This is a genomic window from Pseudomonas sp. PDM01, assembly GCF_014852325.1.
GTDB lineage: Bacteria > Pseudomonadota > Gammaproteobacteria > Pseudomonadales > Pseudomonadaceae > Aquipseudomonas > Aquipseudomonas migulae.
The window spans coordinates 19,576-37,281 of the sequence record NZ_JACVBK010000005.1 but is presented as its reverse complement, the minus strand read 5'-3'; the positions used below and the strand labels follow the sequence as shown (position 1 = coordinate 37,281).

The window sequence follows — 17,706 nt, the reverse complement described above, 5'->3', positions numbered from 1 at the left end:
ATGCTACACGAAGAGCGTTTGACTTATGAAACCCTGAAAGCGTGGGCTTTGGACTGCTATTACGAGGGGTGTCGAGATCATGCTGTGATGAAGGGGTGGCCTCATGAACAGATCATGGGGTATGTCGATTATCAATTTGAAAATTCTTTCGAGCGTCCGGTGGAGGACTTTATGTGGCGAGTAGTCCTTCTGATTTTATCGGGTGGATGGAATCAAAATTGGTATTCGAGCGCGCGTCAACTGATCGTCGAGCAAATCATGAGAAATGGTATTGACAATATTTTAGCGGGCGTGCCTGCAGCCGAAGCAGAGTTGTTTCGGCATGATCTTAGAGTCTTAAAACTAATTTGACGGTGTAAAAGGTAGTTTCGCGGCTACGGGAGGTGCTGACTTTTACGTTACACCGCAAGGAGCTGCTGTGCCAGCGACTGGCTATCGAGCTGTCGGAGGTCCTGTTGTCGAAGAGGCGTTAACGTTTACCTTTGATACGCTGCCACCCTGAGCAAAAGTGAAATAACATTCGATGATTTTGCGGTAGGCACGTCGAAAGGATTCATTGGAGTTGGTGCCGATGGGGCAGTAGAGTTGGTTGGGTCATTGAAAAAAAATGGGTAAAATGGGGCAGACCACATTTTCTACACGTCTCGGGTGGAGTTTGGTTGTAAGTTACTGGGGTACTCTAAGAGCCAAAGTTGTGCGCCATGAGTGAAGTTATTTATCCTCGTCGTAAAGTTTTCCTGGCTTTTTTTCTTTGTCCGCTAATACTTGGATTCATTGCTGGAATTATCAGAGCAGTAACAGTGCTCACCGAGTTGGTGAGTAATCCAAAATTGCTGGGTTCGGTGAGGGGGGCTGAATTGCTGTTGATGCCGTTTTTGACCCCGCTTCTCATACAGTTGGCTTTCTTCCTGCCGTTTCTGGGTTACGCATTGGTGATTGTATTAATTAAAGTCAAGAAGACACTTCGTAATTGCATGGTTGTTTCCTTTTTTGGAAGTTGTGTAGCCGCGTCGTGGGTGTTTTTGTTTATTTCAAATGTGGTGCAAAACATCAAGGGGACTCAGTATTCGGACTATGTTATTGAATTACTGGTGCTGTTCGCCGCATCAATGGCTACCTGTTGGTTAACGGCCCATTTCTTTTTACCTGAGGGAAGTCAGGTTGAAGGTTAGAGGGGCTAACGGGGGCAGACCACATTTCCTGTATAGAAAACGTGGTCTGTCCCCATTTTTCTATAATGCGTGATGGAAGTGTAGGGCGTTTTGATCCGGATGCAGGTATCGCTGACGCATGGTCTAGATTCCAAAAAGGAACCTACAAGGCAGAAGACGTCCAGTTGTTTAAGCATGAGTATTTTGAAGCTAGATTTGAAGGCATTTTTAAAGTTGACTATGGTGTTTCGCATGACAAAACACAGGTTCGGTACCCGAGTCCACTAGGGAGCTGAGAGAGGTTATATGGCATTTTATATTGAAATGGATAAAGTTGCAGAAACTGAAGAGTATGTTGAATACGCGTTCGGTAGGGGTCTTGAGATTGGAGTAATCCGGCTTGGGAAGAAGGATGGAACTATTCATGTGTTGAAAGAGTGCCCTCTCGATATGGAAGGAGAATGGTCTCAAAGAGCTGCTATGAAGCTAATTCGTCTTATGAGAAGTGGTGATTTTCCCGAGAGAACTCAGTGGGCTTCTTGACGAAAGAAGGGATAACGGGGACAGACCACATTTCCTGTATGGAAAACGTGGTCTGTCCCCATTTTCCCCATTTTCCCCATTTGGATAAGGCGGATATCGTTCCAATTGATTATAGGAATCTTACACCCGGAAATCAGGGTATGGTTAACGGCTGGATAAAATTGCTAACCTCGGAACAGCAAGATAAAATATTAATTCTGCGGTGAAAATTATGGGTATGTATATATCGATAAATGACAAGTCGGGTTGGGGGGCGTCAGGTGGTGTTTTTGATTGTATTGTTGAAGGCACAAGGAAGTTTTTCACTAAAAACCAAGAAAGCTGTATGAGAACAATATACGAAGCGCTAGATGAGCAGGCACAGAGCTTTATCATTTTAGATAAGGTCTCAGGTGAGTGTTTCAATCTGTTCTATCGCCATTGCAAAACAGCAATGGATGGTTTTCCTGAGAGTGAGCGAGGGAAGTTAGTTCCAGAGAGTCACATTCCAGGGGTGTTGTGGAACTGGTCTGAGGTTTTACGGCTTATGCGAGAAGACTCTCGCTATGAAGAGTAAGCAGGCTTTGGTGCAAAAGGTATTTCTCCGGTTGTAACTGCTGAGGGAAAGATTATAAGAAGGAGACAGATCACATTTTCTGAGGCGTATTTTTATTAGCCGAAATGATGAGGCATAGAAAGGGGTTTTGTTTTTATTGGTTTGGCTAAGCTTTCGATTTTATTTGTATGAAAGTACTCACCATATGTCTCGCAGAGCACGTGTCCTGATGCCGGGAGACCGAGCAAACATTAAATTTTTCAGGTGGGAACGTGGTCTGTCCCCATTTTTTTTGTCCTCATTTTTCCGATAGTTAGGAATGGTTATGAGCAGTGGCGGCACACTAATAGAGAGATTTGTCGATCAAGAGTTGGACGATAGCGTTCGTTCTATTTTGAAAGATGCCTTTGATGAACGGATGCGCTCAGAGGGCGTTCTGCTAAGGGAGTTCGAGTTTAATTGCTTTGACGTTGCTCTAGATTTTGAGAAAGGTATTGTCACCTTGCATGATGTTCTTTCCGCAGGAGGGAGTAGTTCTCTTGATTTAGCTACGAGTGATTTTATCTCTACTTGCGGTTTGAACGTCTCTTGTTAGCTGGGATAATGCGAGATAACGGGGACAGACTACGTTCCCTGTATAGCAAACGTGGTCTGCCCCCCAATTCCCTCCAGTGAGGCTTAGTCAATGAGTACGGTTGAGTTTCGCGTTGAGGATGGGAGACTTTTCATTGCTGGACAGTTGGTTGATCTTCCCTGTGCGGTTGGTGAAGTTGTGGAGTGTGGTGATTTTCTTGCGGTTAGGGTTGAACCAGCGATTGGTGTTATTTTTAATAGAAATGTATTTGCGATAGCAAGAAGTGGAAAAGTTCTTTGGCAAATTGCAGAAAGTCCTCATGGGACCGAGACGGACAAACCCTACGTCGTGATTTTTCGTGTTAAGGATGAGGGCTTGGTTGCGGCTAATTGGAATGGAGTTGACTATTTGGTAAATTTGGAGTGTGGCAGTATTTCTACAAAAACCTTTAATAAATAGAAAATAAGATAACGGGGGCAGACCACATTTTCTACACGTCTCGGGTGGAGTTTGGTTGCAAATTACTGGGGTGCTCTAAAATCCAAGGTAGTGCGCCATGAGTGAAATTATTTATCCTCGTCGTAAAGTTTTCCTGGCTTTTTTTCTTTGTCCGCTAATGCTTGGATTCATTGCTGGAATTATCAGAACAGTAACAGTGCTCACCGAGTTGGTGAGTAATCCAAAATTGCTGGGTTCGGTTAGGGGGGCTGAATTGCTGTTGATGCCGTTTTTGACCCCGCTTCTCATACAGTTGGCTTTCTTCCTGCCGTTTCTGGGTTACGCATTGGTGATTGTATTAATTAAAGTAAAGAAGACACTTCGTAATTGCATGGTTGTTTCCTTTTTTGGAAGTTGTGTAGCCGCGTCGTGGGTGTTTTTGTTTATTTCAAATGTGGTGCAAAACATCAAGGGGGCTCAGTATTCGGACTATGTTGTTGAATTACTGGTGCTGTTCGCCGCATCAATGGCTACCTGTTGGTTAACGGCCCATTTCTTTTTACCTGAGGGAAGTCGGGTTGAAGGTTAGAGGGGCTAACGGGGACAGACTACATTTCCTGTATAGAAAACGTGGTCTGTCCCCATTTTTCCTTGAAGCTATCGCTCAGAGGTTAGAAAGAAGTAATCAGAATGCTGTGGGGACAATAAATTTAATATCGGAAAAATCTGTGTGTCCTAGCTGTGCTGATATGATCAGGCGATTTTGCGATAGATATCCGAAACTTCAATTTAGTATATTTACAGTGGAGGATTAAAAGTGAAGGGTTGTCTTGAGTTTGATGATGTGGCTTCCTTGGTCCGGAGACTTTACAGTGATGCTATTGTAAACAAGAGGTTTCGGCCTGAGCAGGCGTTTGCGTATGTTCAGGATGAAACGGAAAGTATACATCGGGTTGACTCTCCTGGCATGAACGCGATTCTTCAAACTGCTATATATGTCGAAGGCGCCCGTCGTGGTCTTGAGTTGTCAAAGGATAGTCTGTACGCACAGGATATGCTGGAGGTTTTGTCCGATGTTTATCGAAAATGCACAGTTAAAGATTTAATAGAGGCTGGGGGAAGTGAGGAAAAACTGAAGCAGATTAAGTCAGAGATGGATTTTGTGATCGGTAAATTTTTAAATTAGAAAGAGATAACGGGGCGGGTCACATTTTTTGTGATGCCAAGTATAATTAGGATAGGCCACATTTTCTAAAGCATATTTTGATTGGCCGAAATGATAGAAAATAGAAAGGAGTTATATTTTACTTAGGTTGACTAAGCTTTCGGATTGACTTGTATGAAAGAGCTCGCCGTATGCCTCGCAGAGCAGGTATCTTGATGCCGGGAAACCGAGCAAACATTAAATTTTTCAGGTGGAAAACGTGGTCTGTCCCCATTTTTTTCCTTGGTGTAAGTCCTCTTATCAGTCAAAAGATACGCGTTTATAAGGAAATCTATACGTCGTGAAGAAAATCACACTGCTACCACTGACCCTGGCTGTCGCATTGACCGGCTGCCATTCCAACGTCAGGGACTCTTCCCCCAGCCTGCTGAAAGACGGCATTCAACTGCGCCAGAACACGGTGACCGTAGATGCCCAGCACGCCAAGGTCATCATGAAAGCTACAGGCAGCACCCATCCTGTACAGTTTTCAGTCAAGCGTGCCGCCGATCCTGACCAGCGAATGGAGTTGCTTGGAACTGTAGTGGATTCGGGCCAGGGCAAGGTGTTCGGCTGGATCGCCAAACTCAACGAAGTGGCCAACAGTGCCACGGTTAAACGCTTCCCGCAGTTGGAAGCACAGGCCGATGCCGATAAGGCGTTTCAGGTGTCGGGATATTCGAATAGCAGGGTGGCAAGCGGCTTGTATAGTTGCGGTCCGCTGCAAAGTTCCTTCATCCCGGAAAGAGCCAAGGTTTACCTGGTTGAGTTCCAGTTTATTGGCACCGATTGCGAACAGCATGTTTACGATGTCACCCAGCCTGATCAACGTATTCCCGTGGCGAGCGTACCTGCGGTGTGAAGTGGATTCATCTATTGCTCACGCGATAAAAAAACGGGCGACCCAAAAGGTCGCCCGTTTTCATTGGCTGCGCAATTTTTGCTGAGAACAGTGCCGTTCTCGTGGGGCCTAAACGCGAGCTTCTTGCGATCTGCTCCGCGTCAAACGACGTAAATTGACCCCGAAATTCTGCTGATCTAGTATGAGCCATTATTGCGCCATCATTCTGGATTCAGGGACCGAATATGCTGTCCAGAGCCATCACGGCAAGCCTTCTACTGGTATTGGCCGGTTGTACCAACATCAAAGTCGAGCCGGTCGCTCCTCAATACAAAATCTCCCAACTCTGCATCGAAGAGAACCCGAAAGTGGTGGTGGGCGATTTCGTCGATGGCCTGCAGACGCTGTTGCGCAAGCACAACATCGACAGTCGGCTTTACGCGACGCCCATTCCGGACAGTTGTGAGTATCGCCTGACTTACACCGCTATTCGTTCCTGGGACTTTTCCCCGTACTTGTCCGATGCCAATGTCCGGCTCTTCAAGGGCGATCAGCAGATCGGTTTCGGGCAATACCACCTGACGGGCGAGGGCGGTTTTGATCCGTCCAAAGTGGCGTCGGTCGAGGAAAAGATGGGGTCGGTGATCAACCAGTTACTGGGGCAAAACAAATGAGCGCAGCAATGAAAAGTATTCCGGCGTTGTTGCTCATGCTGTTGTTGGCCGGCTGCGGTCACACTAGCTCCAGCCAGCCTTATTTCGAGCCACCGGCGCCACCTCAGGGCAAGGCGTTGGTTTACATGATGCGGACCCAGGTCATTCAAGGCAGCTTTTATGACAGCGTGTTCAGCATCAATGACAGTGCGGTGGTGGGGCTTAATGACAAGACCTATTCCTGGGTGTTGGTGAGTCCGGGCCTGCACAAGGTATCGGCCGGGCCGCGTCCGCATCCCCGAAACGTATTTCTGACCCTCTCGGTCGAGCCAGGTAAAGAGTACTTCGTTGAATACACGCAGGAGTACGCGGCGGAGATGGTTCGGGTGCGGGATGCCAAGGACGGGAAAGCCATGGTGAAGGGGTATTCGTATATACCTGTGAAGTAGCCGATAGCGGTGTGTCAGTTGTATCGGCGTTGATTGTAAGTGAGTCATCGCGAGCAAGCTTGCTCCTACAGGAATTGCGGTGTTCGCGGACATTGTGTCCGGCCCTGACCGCTGAGGGAGCAAGCTGGTTCGCGAAGGTGTGGTCTACCCCCCATGGCAGCAGCTCGAATTCACCTTGTCTTCATACCTGTCGTGATGCCGTACCCATTCCATGATCTGCTCTTCGTTGCGCCCCTTGGGCGTCAGGTCGAGGTAGTTATAGGCGCCGACCAGCATGTCCAGGCCACGGGCATAAGTTGAATAGGTGTGAAAAATCTCGCCTGCTTCGTTGCGATAAAACACGCTGAGACCTGGGAGTTCTTCTTCGGCGCCGTCAGTTTTTTCGTAGTTGTAGGTGGCCTTTCCAGCAGCAACATCTTCAGCTCGGGCCGAGACGCCAAAGTCGTAGTTGAAGTCGCAACCTTCTGACGACACCCAATCGAATTTCCAGCCCATGCGTCGCTTGAACGCCTGGAATTCGGCGAAGGGTGCGTGGGAAACCGCCACCACCGCCACGTCGTGGTGCGCCAGGTGCTGGTTGGCGCCGTCGATGTGGTCGGACAGGAATGAGCAACCGGGGCAGCCTTCGTCCCAACCGTCGGCAAACATGAAGTGGTAGATGACCAGTTGGCTGCGACCGCCGAACAGGTCCGCCAGCTTCAATTCACCATTGGGGCCCTGGAAGTGATAGTCCTTGTCGATTTTCACCCAGGGCAGGGCGCGGCGTTCGGCACTGAGTTTGTCCCGTTCCCGGGTGAAGGCTTTTTCGTGGGCCAGGTGTTGTTTGCGGGCGGCGAGCCATTCTTCTCGCGACACGACCGGATGGTTCTGAACGTTCATCGGGCTTTCTCCTGCGCAATGCTGGGCGGTGACTGACACAACCTTGTCGTTTGACCTATGCCAAATTCGACATACCGCCGGTCAGCGCCGTTAAAGAACTGCGCTGAACGGCGGCGAGGGCTGTCGGTCACAAGCTATGAAGGCCATCACACTCACGGGTTTTGGAGGTTGGACAGGATGACGACTTATAACTGGGATTTGATTGAACGCCTGCTGCACGAAGTGCAGAACGCAGCCCCCAGCTTCACGCCACGGCCCTATGCCGAGCAGTACGCGGCGGAGAAAGCCACGGAGGGCGAAGAGCCTGAGAACCTGGATCACCTGAAAGCGGTGGCCGGCGAGTATGAAAAGTTACTGTTGGCGCGTGGCTACATCGAGCCTAGGCCTGAAGAGCAGGGTGGAACCGGTTCGAATTACAGGCTGACGATGCGGGGTTCAAGGTTGTTGAGCCTGATCGACAGCAGCATTCCGGGCAATGATCATCCGCGGCAGGTGCTGGATGAGCAGGACGATGCGCTGGATGAGGTGACGTTTGATGAGGTGGCGTCCCACGCGCAGATTGCCTGAAGAACTTCGATTACCAATGTGGGAGCGAGCCTGCTCGCGATGGCGGTGTGTCAGTCGACATCGATGTTGTCTGAAACACCGCCATCGCGAGCAGGCTCGCTCCCACATTGTTTTTGTGTTGTTCTTAGCTCTGTTGTGCTGCCTTAAGGCACTTCAAGTCGTTGAAGTCTTTGCGCACTCCTTCGATTTTCTTAAGCAGCCGCTGGCGTTGAGCCGGTGTGCTTTCGGCCATCAAATCCACAAACAGGCTTCGTGCCTGAGCTTCGGTGTTGGCGTAGGCCTTGCGGTAATCGGCTGTCCATAAGCTCTCGCGATTCACCAGAAGCGTCTCGATGCGCTGTGGGAATCCAGGACTCTGACGCTGCGCAACCGCTGCGCTGAACTGTTTCTGCCAATGCACGCGGTTGGCGATCCATTGCGTGTTCTGGTCGCCCAACGCATTTGACCAGTCAACGACCCGTTGTTGTTGGGGCGGGCTCAGCGGTCCGATCCAGCCATCCAGACGTTTTTCCATGCGCTCGCTACGTTCCTTGATCTGCTGAACGAGCGACGGTTTTACGTAGTCCTGCTGGCGTTTGCGCTGGTCCTTGGCAAAGGCTTCGTTCATTTCCGCGACTTGTTTGTCGTCCAGCCCCTGCAACAGCTCGATGGCCGACGGGGTGATTTCCCGGGCGGTCTGGGCGATGGCTTGTTTGGCTTCCTGGGTGCGGGATTGCAGCGCGGCGTCGGTGACCTGATTGGTTTCGACCATCACCTGCAAACGGTCCAGCCAGTCGAGATAGCCTGGCAGTTGCGTGGTGCAGTGCCAGCTCAGGTGTTCCTTGAGGCGCTCGTTGAACCAGCCTTTCTGCTCGCCGTTCATGTCCAGGTAATCGCTGAGCGTCCACGGGATGATCACGTCGAGGTTGCGATAGGCCAGGCCCATGCGGCTGCAGGCACCGAGGGCAAGACTGAGAGTGATGACGACGGCGAGACACTTCAACCAGCGCGACATGGGCGAGTCCTTGCGAAAGCGTAGGTTCTCATGTGATCGCAGGATGAGCCTGCCAGTTCAGCCAATCAATAAAACGCGCGTTCAGCCTTGAAGGTGACCAGGCCAACGCACTGACTGTTGTGCCCGGAATAGGCGGAGCTACCGGCGAATGCTCGGCATCGAGGGCCGTTCGTCGATTTTTGAAATTTTGATGGGTTTGGCGGGGTGTTACGGGGAGGGTTCCAGTCCAAGCGCTTCGAAGCTCAAAGCGCTTAGGGACCAGGTAACGCGGGTGTTATTTTTTGCCCAAGGTAATCTGCTTGGACGGGCCGAACGTCTGGCCGCTGACGCCTTTGGCAATTTGCTGGATCTCGCCGCCGGATTTGAGGAACGCAGCAATCTGATTGTTGATCGATTCGCTGGTTTCAACGGCTGGAGCTGGCTTTGCTTTGCTGGTGGATGCTTTTACGCGCATGGCGGCCATTAACCTGTAGAAAATTAACTTGGCCACGCATCGTACAGGAAATACTTGACAATTGCTTGGCAAATATCCCCCTGAAATACACATCACAAAAGCGCCATTAATCGCAAGTTATTATTCGAGTTATGTTCCTAAGCTGCTGTTTTAAATAAGAACATCGGTGGGGGAGAATGGATTTTTACCTGGCTGGAAGAGAGATGAATCGACAGGTCGGCCTGACGAGCGGCCAGACCTGCCTGTCAAACCCCAGGAAAATTAAGGCCCCCAGAGGATTTTCTCGCGCCACCGGGCCGGGCGCCGAACGCGGCCTGCAAAAACGGGTAGAATGCCGCCCACGCAATGAGGGTATTGGAAATGGCTTTAGTCGGGCGTTACAACAGTTTGCAAGTGGTTAAACACACTAACTTCGGTTTATATCTGGACGGTGGTGCGGACGGCGAAATCCTTCTGCCTAATCGTTATATTCCCAAAGATATTCCCAGCGAAGATGAAGACTGGCTCAACGTTTTTATTTATCTGGACAGCGATGACAAACTCATCGCAACTACCGAAAAGCCGAAAGTTCAGGTCGGTGAATTCGCCAGTTTGAAAGTCGTTGAAGTCAACAGCATCGGCGTCTTCCTGGATTGGGGCTTGCCGAAGGATCTGTTGCTGCCGTTTTCCGAAGAAAAGCGTCAGATGACCGCGGGCGAGTACGTCGTGGTGCATGTCTACCTCGACAAGCACACCCGTCGTATCACCGCGACCGCGCGTCTGGACCGTTACCTGGACAAGACCCCGGCCAACTACACCCCTGGCCAGGAAGTTGATCTGCTGGTTGCCGAAGCCACCGATATGGGCTTCAAGGCAATCATCAACAACAAGCACTGGGGCTTGATCCACAAGAACGAAATCTTCAAGTTCATGCGCGCCGGTAAAGAAGAGAAGGGCTTCATCAAAGAAGTCCGTGCCGACGGCAAGATCAGCCTGAGCCTGCAACCAGTGGGCGAAGAAGCCGCCACCAGCCTGAACTCGAAGATCCTCGCCAAGTTGCGCGACAACAACGGCGCGCTGCCGGTGAGCGACAAGAGCGATCCGGCGGTGATCACCAGCATGTTCGGTGTCAGCAAGGGCAACTTCAAGAAGGCCATCGGCGCGTTGTACAAGAATGGCCAGATCGTCATTCATGCCGATCGCATTGAACTGAAGTGACGTCGCGCAAGATGGCGTCCGTGGTGACTTGAAGGTCTCCCACAGGCTACTTTTTCTGGCCATCTGGTTAATAATCGACAGCATAAATATTTGCCCCGACCTTGAGTCGGGGCTTTGCTTTCTACTGTGAGTCACTGCCATGGATTGTATTGTCGAGGTGTTCCGGTGAGCGCCACCCGGCGTAGCGCCGATGGGTTTGCCCTGCAAGTGATGGTCGGGTTGTGCCTGATCTGGGGCGTACAGCAAGTCATGATCAAGTGGGCTGCGCCGGACATCGCGCCAGTCATGCAGGCTGCCGGTCGGTCAGGCATTTCTGCGTTGCTTGTAGGATTGCTGATCTGCTGGAAGGGCGGTTGGGATCAGGTCAGCCATACGTGGCGCGGCGGACTACTGGCCGGCGCGCTGTTTGGACTGGAATTTTTCTTCATTTCCGAAGGCTTGCAGCTGACCACGGCCGCACACATGTCGGTGTTCCTTTACACCGCGCCAATCTTCACCGCGTTGGGCGTGCACTGGCTGTTGCCGAGTGAGCGTTTAAGACCGGTGCAATGGTTGGGGATTTTTCTGGCGTTTGTCGGGATTGCCATCGCGTTTGCCGGTGGGGTGTCCTGGGACAACCTCGATCACCGCATGTTAATGGGCGATGCACTGGGCGTATTGGCCGGTGCCTCCTGGGGGGCGACCACGGTCGTGGTGCGGGCCTCGCGCCTGTCGGAAGCGCCGGTGACGCTCACGTTGTTCTATCAATTGATTGTCGGTTTCGTCGGCCTGCTGCTGATCGCGATGCTCAGCGGCCAGGTTACCCATGTCAGTCTGACCACCGTGGCCGTGGCCAGCGTGCTGTTCCAGGGGCTGGTGGTCTCGTTTTTCAGCTACCTGACGTGGTTTTGGCTGTTGCGCCGGTATCTGGCGGCGAACCTCGCGGTGTTTTCGTTCATGACGCCGTTGTTCGGCGTCACGTTCGGCGTGGTGTTGCTGGGTGAGGCGCTGAGTCTCAACTTTGTCATCGGTGCCGTGCTGGTGCTGCTCGGCATTACGTTTGTCAGCGCTGAGCAGTGGGTGCGCCGTCGTTTGCGCAAAGCCCTTGGCCAGCAGTGACCGGTCTACCCAGGGTGTCGATTCAGGCCCAGGCGATTGCCTGAGCTAATGGTCAGGTATTTTGATCAATTCAGTAACAGATCATTGCGGATTTTGCCGAGCATTTCGTAGGACTTCGGACTATTATCAGTGCGAAGGGGCTACAGAATTTCAGCCGCTCGGCACTACCCTGAAGGGGGCACCATGAAAGAGAAAATTCAAAACTGGCTGCATGACCTGGGTGTCGCACTCGGTTTGATCGAACCGCCTCTGCAACCTGTGCCTATTCGCACTGACGATGAACAGCGTCGACGCCAGCAGCGTCGTCGGTAACGTCAAGGTCTGGAACACCGCAGCCGTGTTGTAGCAGCTGTCGACGGCTGCATTCGGCTGCGTAGCAGGTGTAAATTCAAAAAACGGGCGAAATCAGTGTCGCCCGATCTCCATCAAAAACCGACTCAGATCATTCGCCGTCCTGGCGATTTTGAGCATCCGCTCTTCTTCGGCGCTAAATGCCTGTTGTTTTCCCTGGTGTCGAGTACAGCAGGCTTCAGCCATGCGAGCGCTGCCACTCATCAATCATCGTGCGCAGATGTTCCCCGGAAAAACTGCCGAAATGCCCGCCATGCACGGTGCGGATCGGCAACTCACGCAAGCGTTGCAGGCTGCGCGCGTAGTCGTCGAGGTTGGAATGGTAAGCGTCTTCGATCAGCGGCCCGTCGTAGATGATGTCGCCGCTGAACAGGGTTTCGGTCGCTGCTTCATACAGGCTGATGCCGCCCGGTGAATGTCCCGGCGTGTGCAGCACCTGCAATACGCGATTGCCCAGATCCAGCACGTCACCTTCCTCGATCATTCCCGTGGCCGGCGCGGCTTTGACCCGGTACTCGGCATAGCACAGCGGGCAATCAGGATGTGCCTCGAACATATCGTCGCCGACAAATGCCCGGCTCAAATCGTTTTCGCCGTCAGGTGCCGCCAGGATGTCGGCCTCGGCGGGGTGGACCAGGCGTTCGGCAAATTCGTGATGGCCGGCGATGTGGTCGAAATGGCAATGACTGGCCACCGCCACCAATGGCCGTTCGGTAATCCACGGCAGTTGCTCGCGCAGGCTCACCAAACCGGAGCCGCTGTCCAGCAGCAGGTCTTTGTCACGGCCCTGAATGTGCCAGAGGTTGCAGCGGTAGAAGGGACGGATGTAAGGCTCGTGAATCAGACGGATGCCGTCGCTGAGTTGCTTGACCTCGAACCACTGATCGCGAGAAACAATCTTCATCAAAGGTTTTCTCCAGGCGAAAAAAAACGGGTGTGGCAACCGACGCCACACCCGTCGAAGAAAGCATCAAGTCGTTATAGAAAGCTTAGATGGCGTTCGCCACCGCAGCCGGGCGGCGAGACATCAGGCTCACCACAATGAAGCTCACCAGACCTGCGAGCAGGCTGTAGTAGATCGGGGTGTTGGCATCCAGACCGTCCTTGACCATGAACAGCAGAGCGGTTGCGAAGCCCAGGCCCATGCTGGCGATGGCGCCGGCGGTAGTGGCGCGTTTCCAGAAAATCGCACCCATCAGCGGGATCAGCATGCCGCCGACCAACAGGTTGTAGGCCAGGGTCAGGGCGCTGATCACATCGTTCACCACCAGGGCGATACCCAGCACGACAATACCGGTCAGCAGCGTCACCAGGCGGTTCAGGCTCAGGCTCGACTGTTTACCGCCACGCAGTTTAGGTAGCAGGTCTTCGCTCAGAGTAGTGGCGGCAGCCAACAGGCCTGCGCTGGCGGTGGACATCATGGCGGCCAGTGCAGCGGCGATGACCAGGCCACGGATACCGTCAGGCAGCGACAGTTTGACGATGGCGGCGAAAGCGTTGTTGACGTTGTCCAGATCCGGGATCAGTACGTGAGCGGCCATGCCGATCAGGGCGCACGCCAGACCGTAGATGATGCAGTAGAGGCCTGCGGCAGTACCGGCGTATTGCGCGACCTTGGCGGTCTTGACGGTGAACACCCGTTGCCAGATGTCCTGACCGATCAGGATGCCGAAGAAGTAGATCACGAAGTAGGTGATGATGGTGTCCCAGCCGATGGTGGTGAAGCTGAAGCTCGCCTCCGGCAGTTTGGCCACCAACTGATCCCAACCACCGACGCGGTACAGGCAGATCGGCAACAGGATGAACATCAGGCCCACGGTCTTGATGACGAACTGGACGATGTCGGTCAGGGTCAGGGACCACATGCCGCCGATCGCCGAATAAATCACCACCACGCCACCGCCGACCAATACCGACAGCCAGAACGGCAGGTCGAACAGCACTTGCAGCACGGTGCCGATGGCCAGGATCGAAACCACGCCGATCATCAGTGCATACGCCAGCATGATCACCGCGCTCGCGGAGCGGGCCATCGGGTTGTAGCGTTTTTCCAGCACCTGAGTAACGGTGTAGATTTTCAGTTTCAGCAGCGGTTTGGCGAGGAACAGGTTCAGCGCCACGATCCCGCAACCGAGAGCCGCGCAGAGCCAGAAACCGGAAATGCCATGGACGTAGCCCAGGCGTACGGTGCCGACGGTAGAGGCGCCGCCCAGAACGGTAGCGGCCATGGTGCCCATGTACAGGCTCGGACCGAGGTTACGACCGGCGACCAAAAAGTCTTCGTTGGTCTTGGCCTTGCGCATGCCGTAGTAGCCGAGTATCAGCATCGCGGCGGCGTAGATGAGTACGACGAATAAATCCAATGCCATGATGGCGTGTCTCCGATTGTCTTTTTTATGGTGAGGCTGAAATCAATCCCTGTGGAAAAACCATCTCTGTAGGAGCGTGCGATGCGGCGTTCCGACTTGCCCGCGAAGGCGGTGTGTCAGTCAACATTGATGTTGAATGTGCCGCCGCCTTCGCGGGCAAGCCTCGCTCCTACAGGTCATCCCTAACCACAGGTAATGCGTTTAATCAGGCGGCTTGTCGCAACGCCGGTTTACCGAGCGAATCCGTGCTCTTGCTGCGTGGATCATTCGGGCCGAACACCGCAGCCGATTCCGGGAACAGGCTCAGCAGCGCCAGGTACACCAGCGAGGCCAGGCCGAGGGTTACCGGCAGGCTGATGTCGATGCCATCCGCCAGGTTCCCCAGTACACCCACGAATTGCCCCGGCAGGTTCACAAAGCACAAACCGACCAATGCACTCGGGATCCAGGCACCCAGCCCACGCCAGTTCCAGCCGTGGGTGAACCAGTAACGACCGCCTTTCTCGCCGCGGGTGAACACTTGCAGGTCATCCGGGCAATAGAAGCCGCGGCGCACCAGCAGGCCGATGATCATGATCACCATCCACGGGGTGGTGCAGGTGATGATCAGTACGGCGAAGGTCGACACGCTCTGCACCAGGTTCGCCGCAAAGCGTCCGATGAAGATGAAGGCAATCGACATCACACCGATCAACAGGGTGGCCTTGACCCGCGACAGCACACGCGGGAACACGCTGGACATGTCCAGCCCGGTGCCATACAGCGAGGTGGTGCCGGTGGACATGCCGCCGATCACCGCAATCAGGCACACCGGCAGGAAGAACCAGCTCGGCGAGACGGCCAGCAGGCCGCCGACGTAGTTGTTGGCGGCGATGTAGTCCGGCGCCTTGATCGCTACGATAGTGGCGGTGGCGAGGCCGAACAGGAACGGGATGAACGTTGCGATCTGCGAGATCACCACCGCGGCCATGATCCGGCGCTTGGAGGTTTCACGCGGGATGTAACGCGACCAGTCGCCGAGGAACGCGCCGAAGGAAATCGGGTTGCTCATCGCCACCAGCGCAGCGCCGATGAAGGCAGCCCAGAAACCCGGTTGGCCCATGCTCACGGTGCCGGCGTAGTTCACATCGAAAGGACCGGCGAAAGCGAAGATGCCCAGCAGGAACAGCAGGCTGGCGCTCCACACCGCGATCTTGTTGACCCACAGCAGGAAACGGAAGCCGTAGATGCAAACCGTCAGCACCAGAATCGCGAACAGACCGTAGGCCAGGCCCAGGGTCAGGTCGGTTTCCGGCAGGCCGATCAGGCGTTTTGCGCCACCGATCAGCGCATCACCCGAACTCCACACCGAGAGCGAGAAGAAGGCGATGGCGGTCAACAGCGACAGGAACGAACCGACGATCCGCCCGTGCACGCCGAAGTGCGCACCGGAAGACACGGCGTTGTTGGTGCCATTGATCGGGCCGAACAGGCCCATCGGCGCGAGGATCAGCGAACCCAGCAACACGCCCAGCACAATCGCCCAGACGCCCGCCTGGAATGACAGGCCGAACAGCACCGGGAAACTGCCGAGCACGGCGGTGGCAAAGGTATTCGAACCGCCGAAGATCATCCGGAACAAGTCCGTCGGGCCTGCGGTGCGTTCGTTGTCCGGGATCTGTTCGACCCCGTAGGTTTCAATGTGCGTAAGGCTTTGGTCGTTGTTGTTGTTATTCATGATCTGCTCCGATCATAAAGGCGCGCTCATCGTGTGTGAGCGTCACCTGTTTGGCTAAGGGGTTGGCAGCCCTTCCGGCATTGCGGACAAATGTTCGTGGCAGGCCAGCCATAGGCCTTGTTGTTCTTGGCCAGACGCTTGTTTCTTGAAAACAATCGTCTCGCGCTCCTGGCTGAAGTGTTGCTCCCCTTGCATGCGCAGCTCGGTGGCCACGTCATGGATGAAAATCGCGACGTCACCCTGCAGGCTGACGAAAGCGTTGCTCGAGGTGCACGACAGCACCTCGAAGCCATCCTCGGCACGCCAGGTGTCCCACAACGCCTGATAGGCATCGCGCGACAGCAGAGGCTGCTCGAGGGTGTAGAAGACGAAGCTGGCATCGGCGCTGAAGGCGCCGAAGTAGGCTTCGCGATCATTACGGGCAAAGGCTGCCACCAGATCGGCGGCAGCGTGCAGAACCTGATCACGTTCGTTCATGACCAATCCTCAGCGGTGGGCCACGCCAGGCAGTACGCAGAGCATTTCGTACAGCAGGTTGGCGCCCAGCAGCGAGGTGTTGCCGGTGGTGTCATAAGCGGGCGAGACTTCTACCAGGTCGCAACCGACCAGGTCGAGACCTTGGCAGCCACGAACGATCTCGATTGCCTGAATGGTGGTCAGGCCGCCGATTTCCGGAGTGCCGGTGCCAGGTGCCCAGGCCGGGTCGATACCGTCGATATCGAAGCTCAGGTACACCGGACCGCCGCCGACTTTCTCGCGAACTTCGGCCATCAGGGGGGCCAGGGATTTGTGCCAGCATTCTTCGGCCTGAACCACACGGAAGCCCTGATTGCGGCTCCAGTTGAAGTCATCGGCGGTGTAGCCCTGAGCGCGCAGGCCAATTTGCACTACACGGTCGCAATCCAGAAGACCTTCTTCGACGGCGCGACGGAAGGTGGTGCCGTGGGCGATTTTCTCGCCGAACATGTGATCGTTCACATCGGCGTGAGCGTCGATGTGCACCAGGCCGACCTTGCCGTGCTTTTTGTGGATGGCACGCAGGATCGGCAGGGTGATGGTGTGGTCGCCGCCGAGGGTCAGGGGGATCACATCGTGTTCAAGGATGTTGTCGTAGGACTCTTCGATGATCCGCACGGCGTCGAGCAGGTTGAAGGTGTTGATCGCGATGTCGCCGATGTCGGCAACCGACAGCGAGTCGAACGGTGCTGCGCCGGTGGCCATGTTGTACGGGCGGATCATGACCGATTCGGCGCGGATTTCACGCGGCCCGAAACGGGTGCCAGGGCGCAGGGAAGTACCGATGTCCAGTGGGATGCCGATAAAGGCAGCGTCCAGGCCGGCAGCGGTAGGTACATGGGGGAGTCGGAGCATGGTGGCGATGCCGCCGAAGCGCGGCATTTCGTTGCCGCCCAGTGGTTGGTGAAGAATCTTGTCCACGGGTAGGGCCTCATCGTCGTTGTTTTATTTATGTCGGTTGCACCGCACCGGGGAGGCTCGGGCACCGTTAGGGGCCGATTCTGCGAAATGTAGTGGCCGGGAAGAATCGCTACGGACAAATACTTAGTTCAGATTTTTCTAAACTAATGGCGGGAGGGGGGATAGACTTCTCGTCTGTCCGGAGGTCCTCTTCGCGGGCAAGCCTCGCTCCTACAGGATTTGTGTGTGTTTCGAAATCGGCGCCGACCTGTAGGA

Annotated in this window: 25 protein-coding genes and 1 pseudogene; 17 read left to right on the top strand and 9 right to left on the bottom strand. The window is 54.1% G+C overall.

What is annotated here, in order from left to right; all coding sequences use genetic code 11:
* The 13 genes from IB246_RS13875 (at position 1) to IB246_RS13815 (ending at position 6,388) form a co-directional block, all read left to right on the top strand.
* Positions 1-351, top strand: coding sequence for a hypothetical protein (locus IB246_RS13875; protein WP_008037447.1), 351 nt, complete (start codon positions 1-3; stop codon positions 349-351).
* Between the two features lie 350 nt (positions 352-701).
* Positions 702-1,172, top strand: a complete 471-nt coding sequence (locus IB246_RS13870; RefSeq protein ID WP_192230057.1) for a hypothetical protein — start codon at positions 702-704, stop codon at positions 1,170-1,172.
* Between the two features lie 285 nt (positions 1,173-1,457).
* Positions 1,458-1,694, top strand: coding sequence for a hypothetical protein (locus IB246_RS13865; protein WP_032832583.1), 237 nt, complete (start codon positions 1,458-1,460; stop codon positions 1,692-1,694).
* A 38-nt stretch (positions 1,695-1,732) separates the two neighbouring features.
* Complete coding sequence (locus tag IB246_RS29100) at positions 1,733-1,900, top strand: hypothetical protein (protein ID WP_223435090.1); 168 nt, start codon at positions 1,733-1,735, stop codon at positions 1,898-1,900.
* 5 nt (positions 1,901-1,905) lie between these two features.
* Positions 1,906-2,250, top strand: a complete 345-nt coding sequence (locus IB246_RS13855) for a hypothetical protein (RefSeq protein ID WP_157222782.1) — start codon at positions 1,906-1,908, stop codon at positions 2,248-2,250.
* Positions 2,251-2,554: 304 nt separating this feature from the next.
* Complete coding sequence (locus IB246_RS13850; RefSeq protein ID WP_008040983.1) at positions 2,555-2,824, top strand: hypothetical protein; 270 nt, start codon at positions 2,555-2,557, stop codon at positions 2,822-2,824.
* A 90-nt stretch (positions 2,825-2,914) separates the two neighbouring features.
* Positions 2,915-3,262, top strand: coding sequence for a hypothetical protein (locus tag IB246_RS13845; RefSeq protein WP_223435071.1), 348 nt, complete (start codon positions 2,915-2,917; stop codon positions 3,260-3,262).
* Positions 3,263-3,359: 97 nt separating this feature from the next.
* Complete coding sequence (locus tag IB246_RS13840) at positions 3,360-3,830, top strand: hypothetical protein (RefSeq protein ID WP_008040980.1); 471 nt, start codon at positions 3,360-3,362, stop codon at positions 3,828-3,830.
* Positions 3,820-4,056, top strand: coding sequence for a deaminase domain-containing protein (locus IB246_RS29095; RefSeq protein WP_157222781.1), 237 nt, complete (start codon positions 3,820-3,822; stop codon positions 4,054-4,056). The genes IB246_RS13840 and IB246_RS29095 overlap by 11 nt, the downstream gene beginning before the upstream one ends.
* 152 nt (positions 4,057-4,208) lie before the next feature.
* A complete protein-coding gene (locus IB246_RS13830; protein ID WP_157222780.1) occupies positions 4,209-4,427 on the top strand; it encodes a hypothetical protein in 219 nt (72 codons plus the stop codon).
* Positions 4,428-4,746: 319 nt separating this feature from the next.
* Positions 4,747-5,307 (top strand): hypothetical protein, encoded by a 561-nt coding sequence (locus IB246_RS13825; RefSeq protein WP_008040977.1) that lies wholly within the window; start codon positions 4,747-4,749, stop codon positions 5,305-5,307.
* Between the two features lie 224 nt (positions 5,308-5,531).
* Complete coding sequence (locus IB246_RS13820) at positions 5,532-5,960, top strand: Sbal_3080 family lipoprotein (protein WP_008040976.1); 429 nt, start codon at positions 5,532-5,534, stop codon at positions 5,958-5,960.
* An 8-nt stretch (positions 5,961-5,968) separates the two neighbouring features.
* Entirely contained in the window at positions 5,969-6,388 is a 420-nt protein-coding gene (locus IB246_RS13815) for a DUF2846 domain-containing protein (RefSeq protein WP_008040975.1), read from the top strand.
* Between the two features lie 144 nt (positions 6,389-6,532).
* Here IB246_RS13815 and IB246_RS13810 read toward each other — a convergent pair whose 3' ends face one another.
* Positions 6,533-7,267, bottom strand: a complete 735-nt coding sequence (locus IB246_RS13810; protein WP_008040974.1) for a DUF899 domain-containing protein — start codon at positions 7,265-7,267, stop codon at positions 6,533-6,535.
* A 177-nt stretch (positions 7,268-7,444) separates the two neighbouring features.
* Here IB246_RS13810 and IB246_RS13805 point away from each other — a divergent pair, with 177 nt between their 5' ends.
* Positions 7,445-7,834 carry a hypothetical protein gene (locus tag IB246_RS13805; protein ID WP_008040973.1) on the top strand — a complete coding sequence of 130 codons (390 nt, stop codon included), beginning with the start codon at positions 7,445-7,447 and terminating at the stop codon, positions 7,832-7,834.
* 124 nt (positions 7,835-7,958) lie between these two features.
* On the opposite strand, the gene IB246_RS13800 is transcribed toward IB246_RS13805, so the two are convergent.
* Together IB246_RS13800 and IB246_RS13795 are read right to left on the bottom strand one after the other, a co-directional pair.
* The gene (locus IB246_RS13800; RefSeq protein WP_008040972.1) at positions 7,959-8,828 is read right to left on the bottom strand and encodes a DUF6279 family lipoprotein; all 870 of its coding nucleotides are present in this window, start codon (positions 8,826-8,828) and stop codon (positions 7,959-7,961) included.
* 274 nt (positions 8,829-9,102) lie between these two features.
* Complete coding sequence (locus IB246_RS13795) at positions 9,103-9,291, bottom strand: hypothetical protein (RefSeq protein ID WP_028621608.1); 189 nt, start codon at positions 9,289-9,291, stop codon at positions 9,103-9,105.
* A gap of 351 nt (positions 9,292-9,642) precedes the next feature.
* Here IB246_RS13795 and IB246_RS13790 point away from each other — a divergent pair, with 351 nt between their 5' ends.
* From IB246_RS13790 to IB246_RS28840, 3 genes are all read left to right on the top strand, one after another.
* The gene (locus IB246_RS13790) at positions 9,643-10,479 is read left to right on the top strand and encodes a S1 RNA-binding domain-containing protein (RefSeq protein WP_008034266.1); all 837 of its coding nucleotides are present in this window, start codon (positions 9,643-9,645) and stop codon (positions 10,477-10,479) included.
* 165 nt (positions 10,480-10,644) lie between these two features.
* Positions 10,645-11,577 carry a DMT family transporter gene (locus tag IB246_RS13785; protein ID WP_008040970.1) on the top strand — a complete coding sequence of 311 codons (933 nt, stop codon included), beginning with the start codon at positions 10,645-10,647 and terminating at the stop codon, positions 11,575-11,577.
* 183 nt (positions 11,578-11,760) lie between these two features.
* Positions 11,761-11,889 carry a PA1414 family protein gene (locus IB246_RS28840; RefSeq protein WP_007914492.1) on the top strand — a complete coding sequence of 43 codons (129 nt, stop codon included), beginning with the start codon at positions 11,761-11,763 and terminating at the stop codon, positions 11,887-11,889.
* Positions 11,890-11,982: 93 nt separating this feature from the next.
* On the opposite strand, the pseudogene IB246_RS28695 reads toward IB246_RS28840, so the two are convergent.
* From IB246_RS28695 to speB, 6 genes and pseudogenes are all read right to left on the bottom strand, one after another.
* A pseudogene (locus IB246_RS28695) lies at positions 11,983-12,072 on the bottom strand (acyl carrier protein); the annotation flags it as partial.
* Positions 12,073-12,106: 34 nt separating this feature from the next.
* Entirely contained in the window at positions 12,107-12,832 is a 726-nt protein-coding gene (locus IB246_RS13780) for an MBL fold metallo-hydrolase (RefSeq protein WP_008040969.1), read from the bottom strand.
* 85 nt (positions 12,833-12,917) lie between these two features.
* Complete coding sequence (locus IB246_RS13775; protein WP_008034261.1) at positions 12,918-14,297, bottom strand: sodium:solute symporter; 1,380 nt, start codon at positions 14,295-14,297, stop codon at positions 12,918-12,920.
* Positions 14,298-14,502: 205 nt separating this feature from the next.
* Complete coding sequence (locus IB246_RS13770; RefSeq protein ID WP_008034259.1) at positions 14,503-16,014, bottom strand: purine-cytosine permease family protein; 1,512 nt, start codon at positions 16,012-16,014, stop codon at positions 14,503-14,505.
* 54 nt (positions 16,015-16,068) lie between these two features.
* Positions 16,069-16,491: a YybH family protein gene (locus tag IB246_RS13765; RefSeq protein WP_008040968.1), complete on the bottom strand. Its 423-nt coding sequence runs from the start codon at positions 16,489-16,491 to the stop codon at positions 16,069-16,071.
* A 9-nt stretch (positions 16,492-16,500) separates the two neighbouring features.
* A complete protein-coding gene (gene speB / locus IB246_RS13760) occupies positions 16,501-17,451 on the bottom strand; it encodes an agmatinase (RefSeq protein ID WP_008034256.1) in 951 nt (316 codons plus the stop codon).
* Between the last annotated feature and the right edge of the window lie 255 nt (positions 17,452-17,706).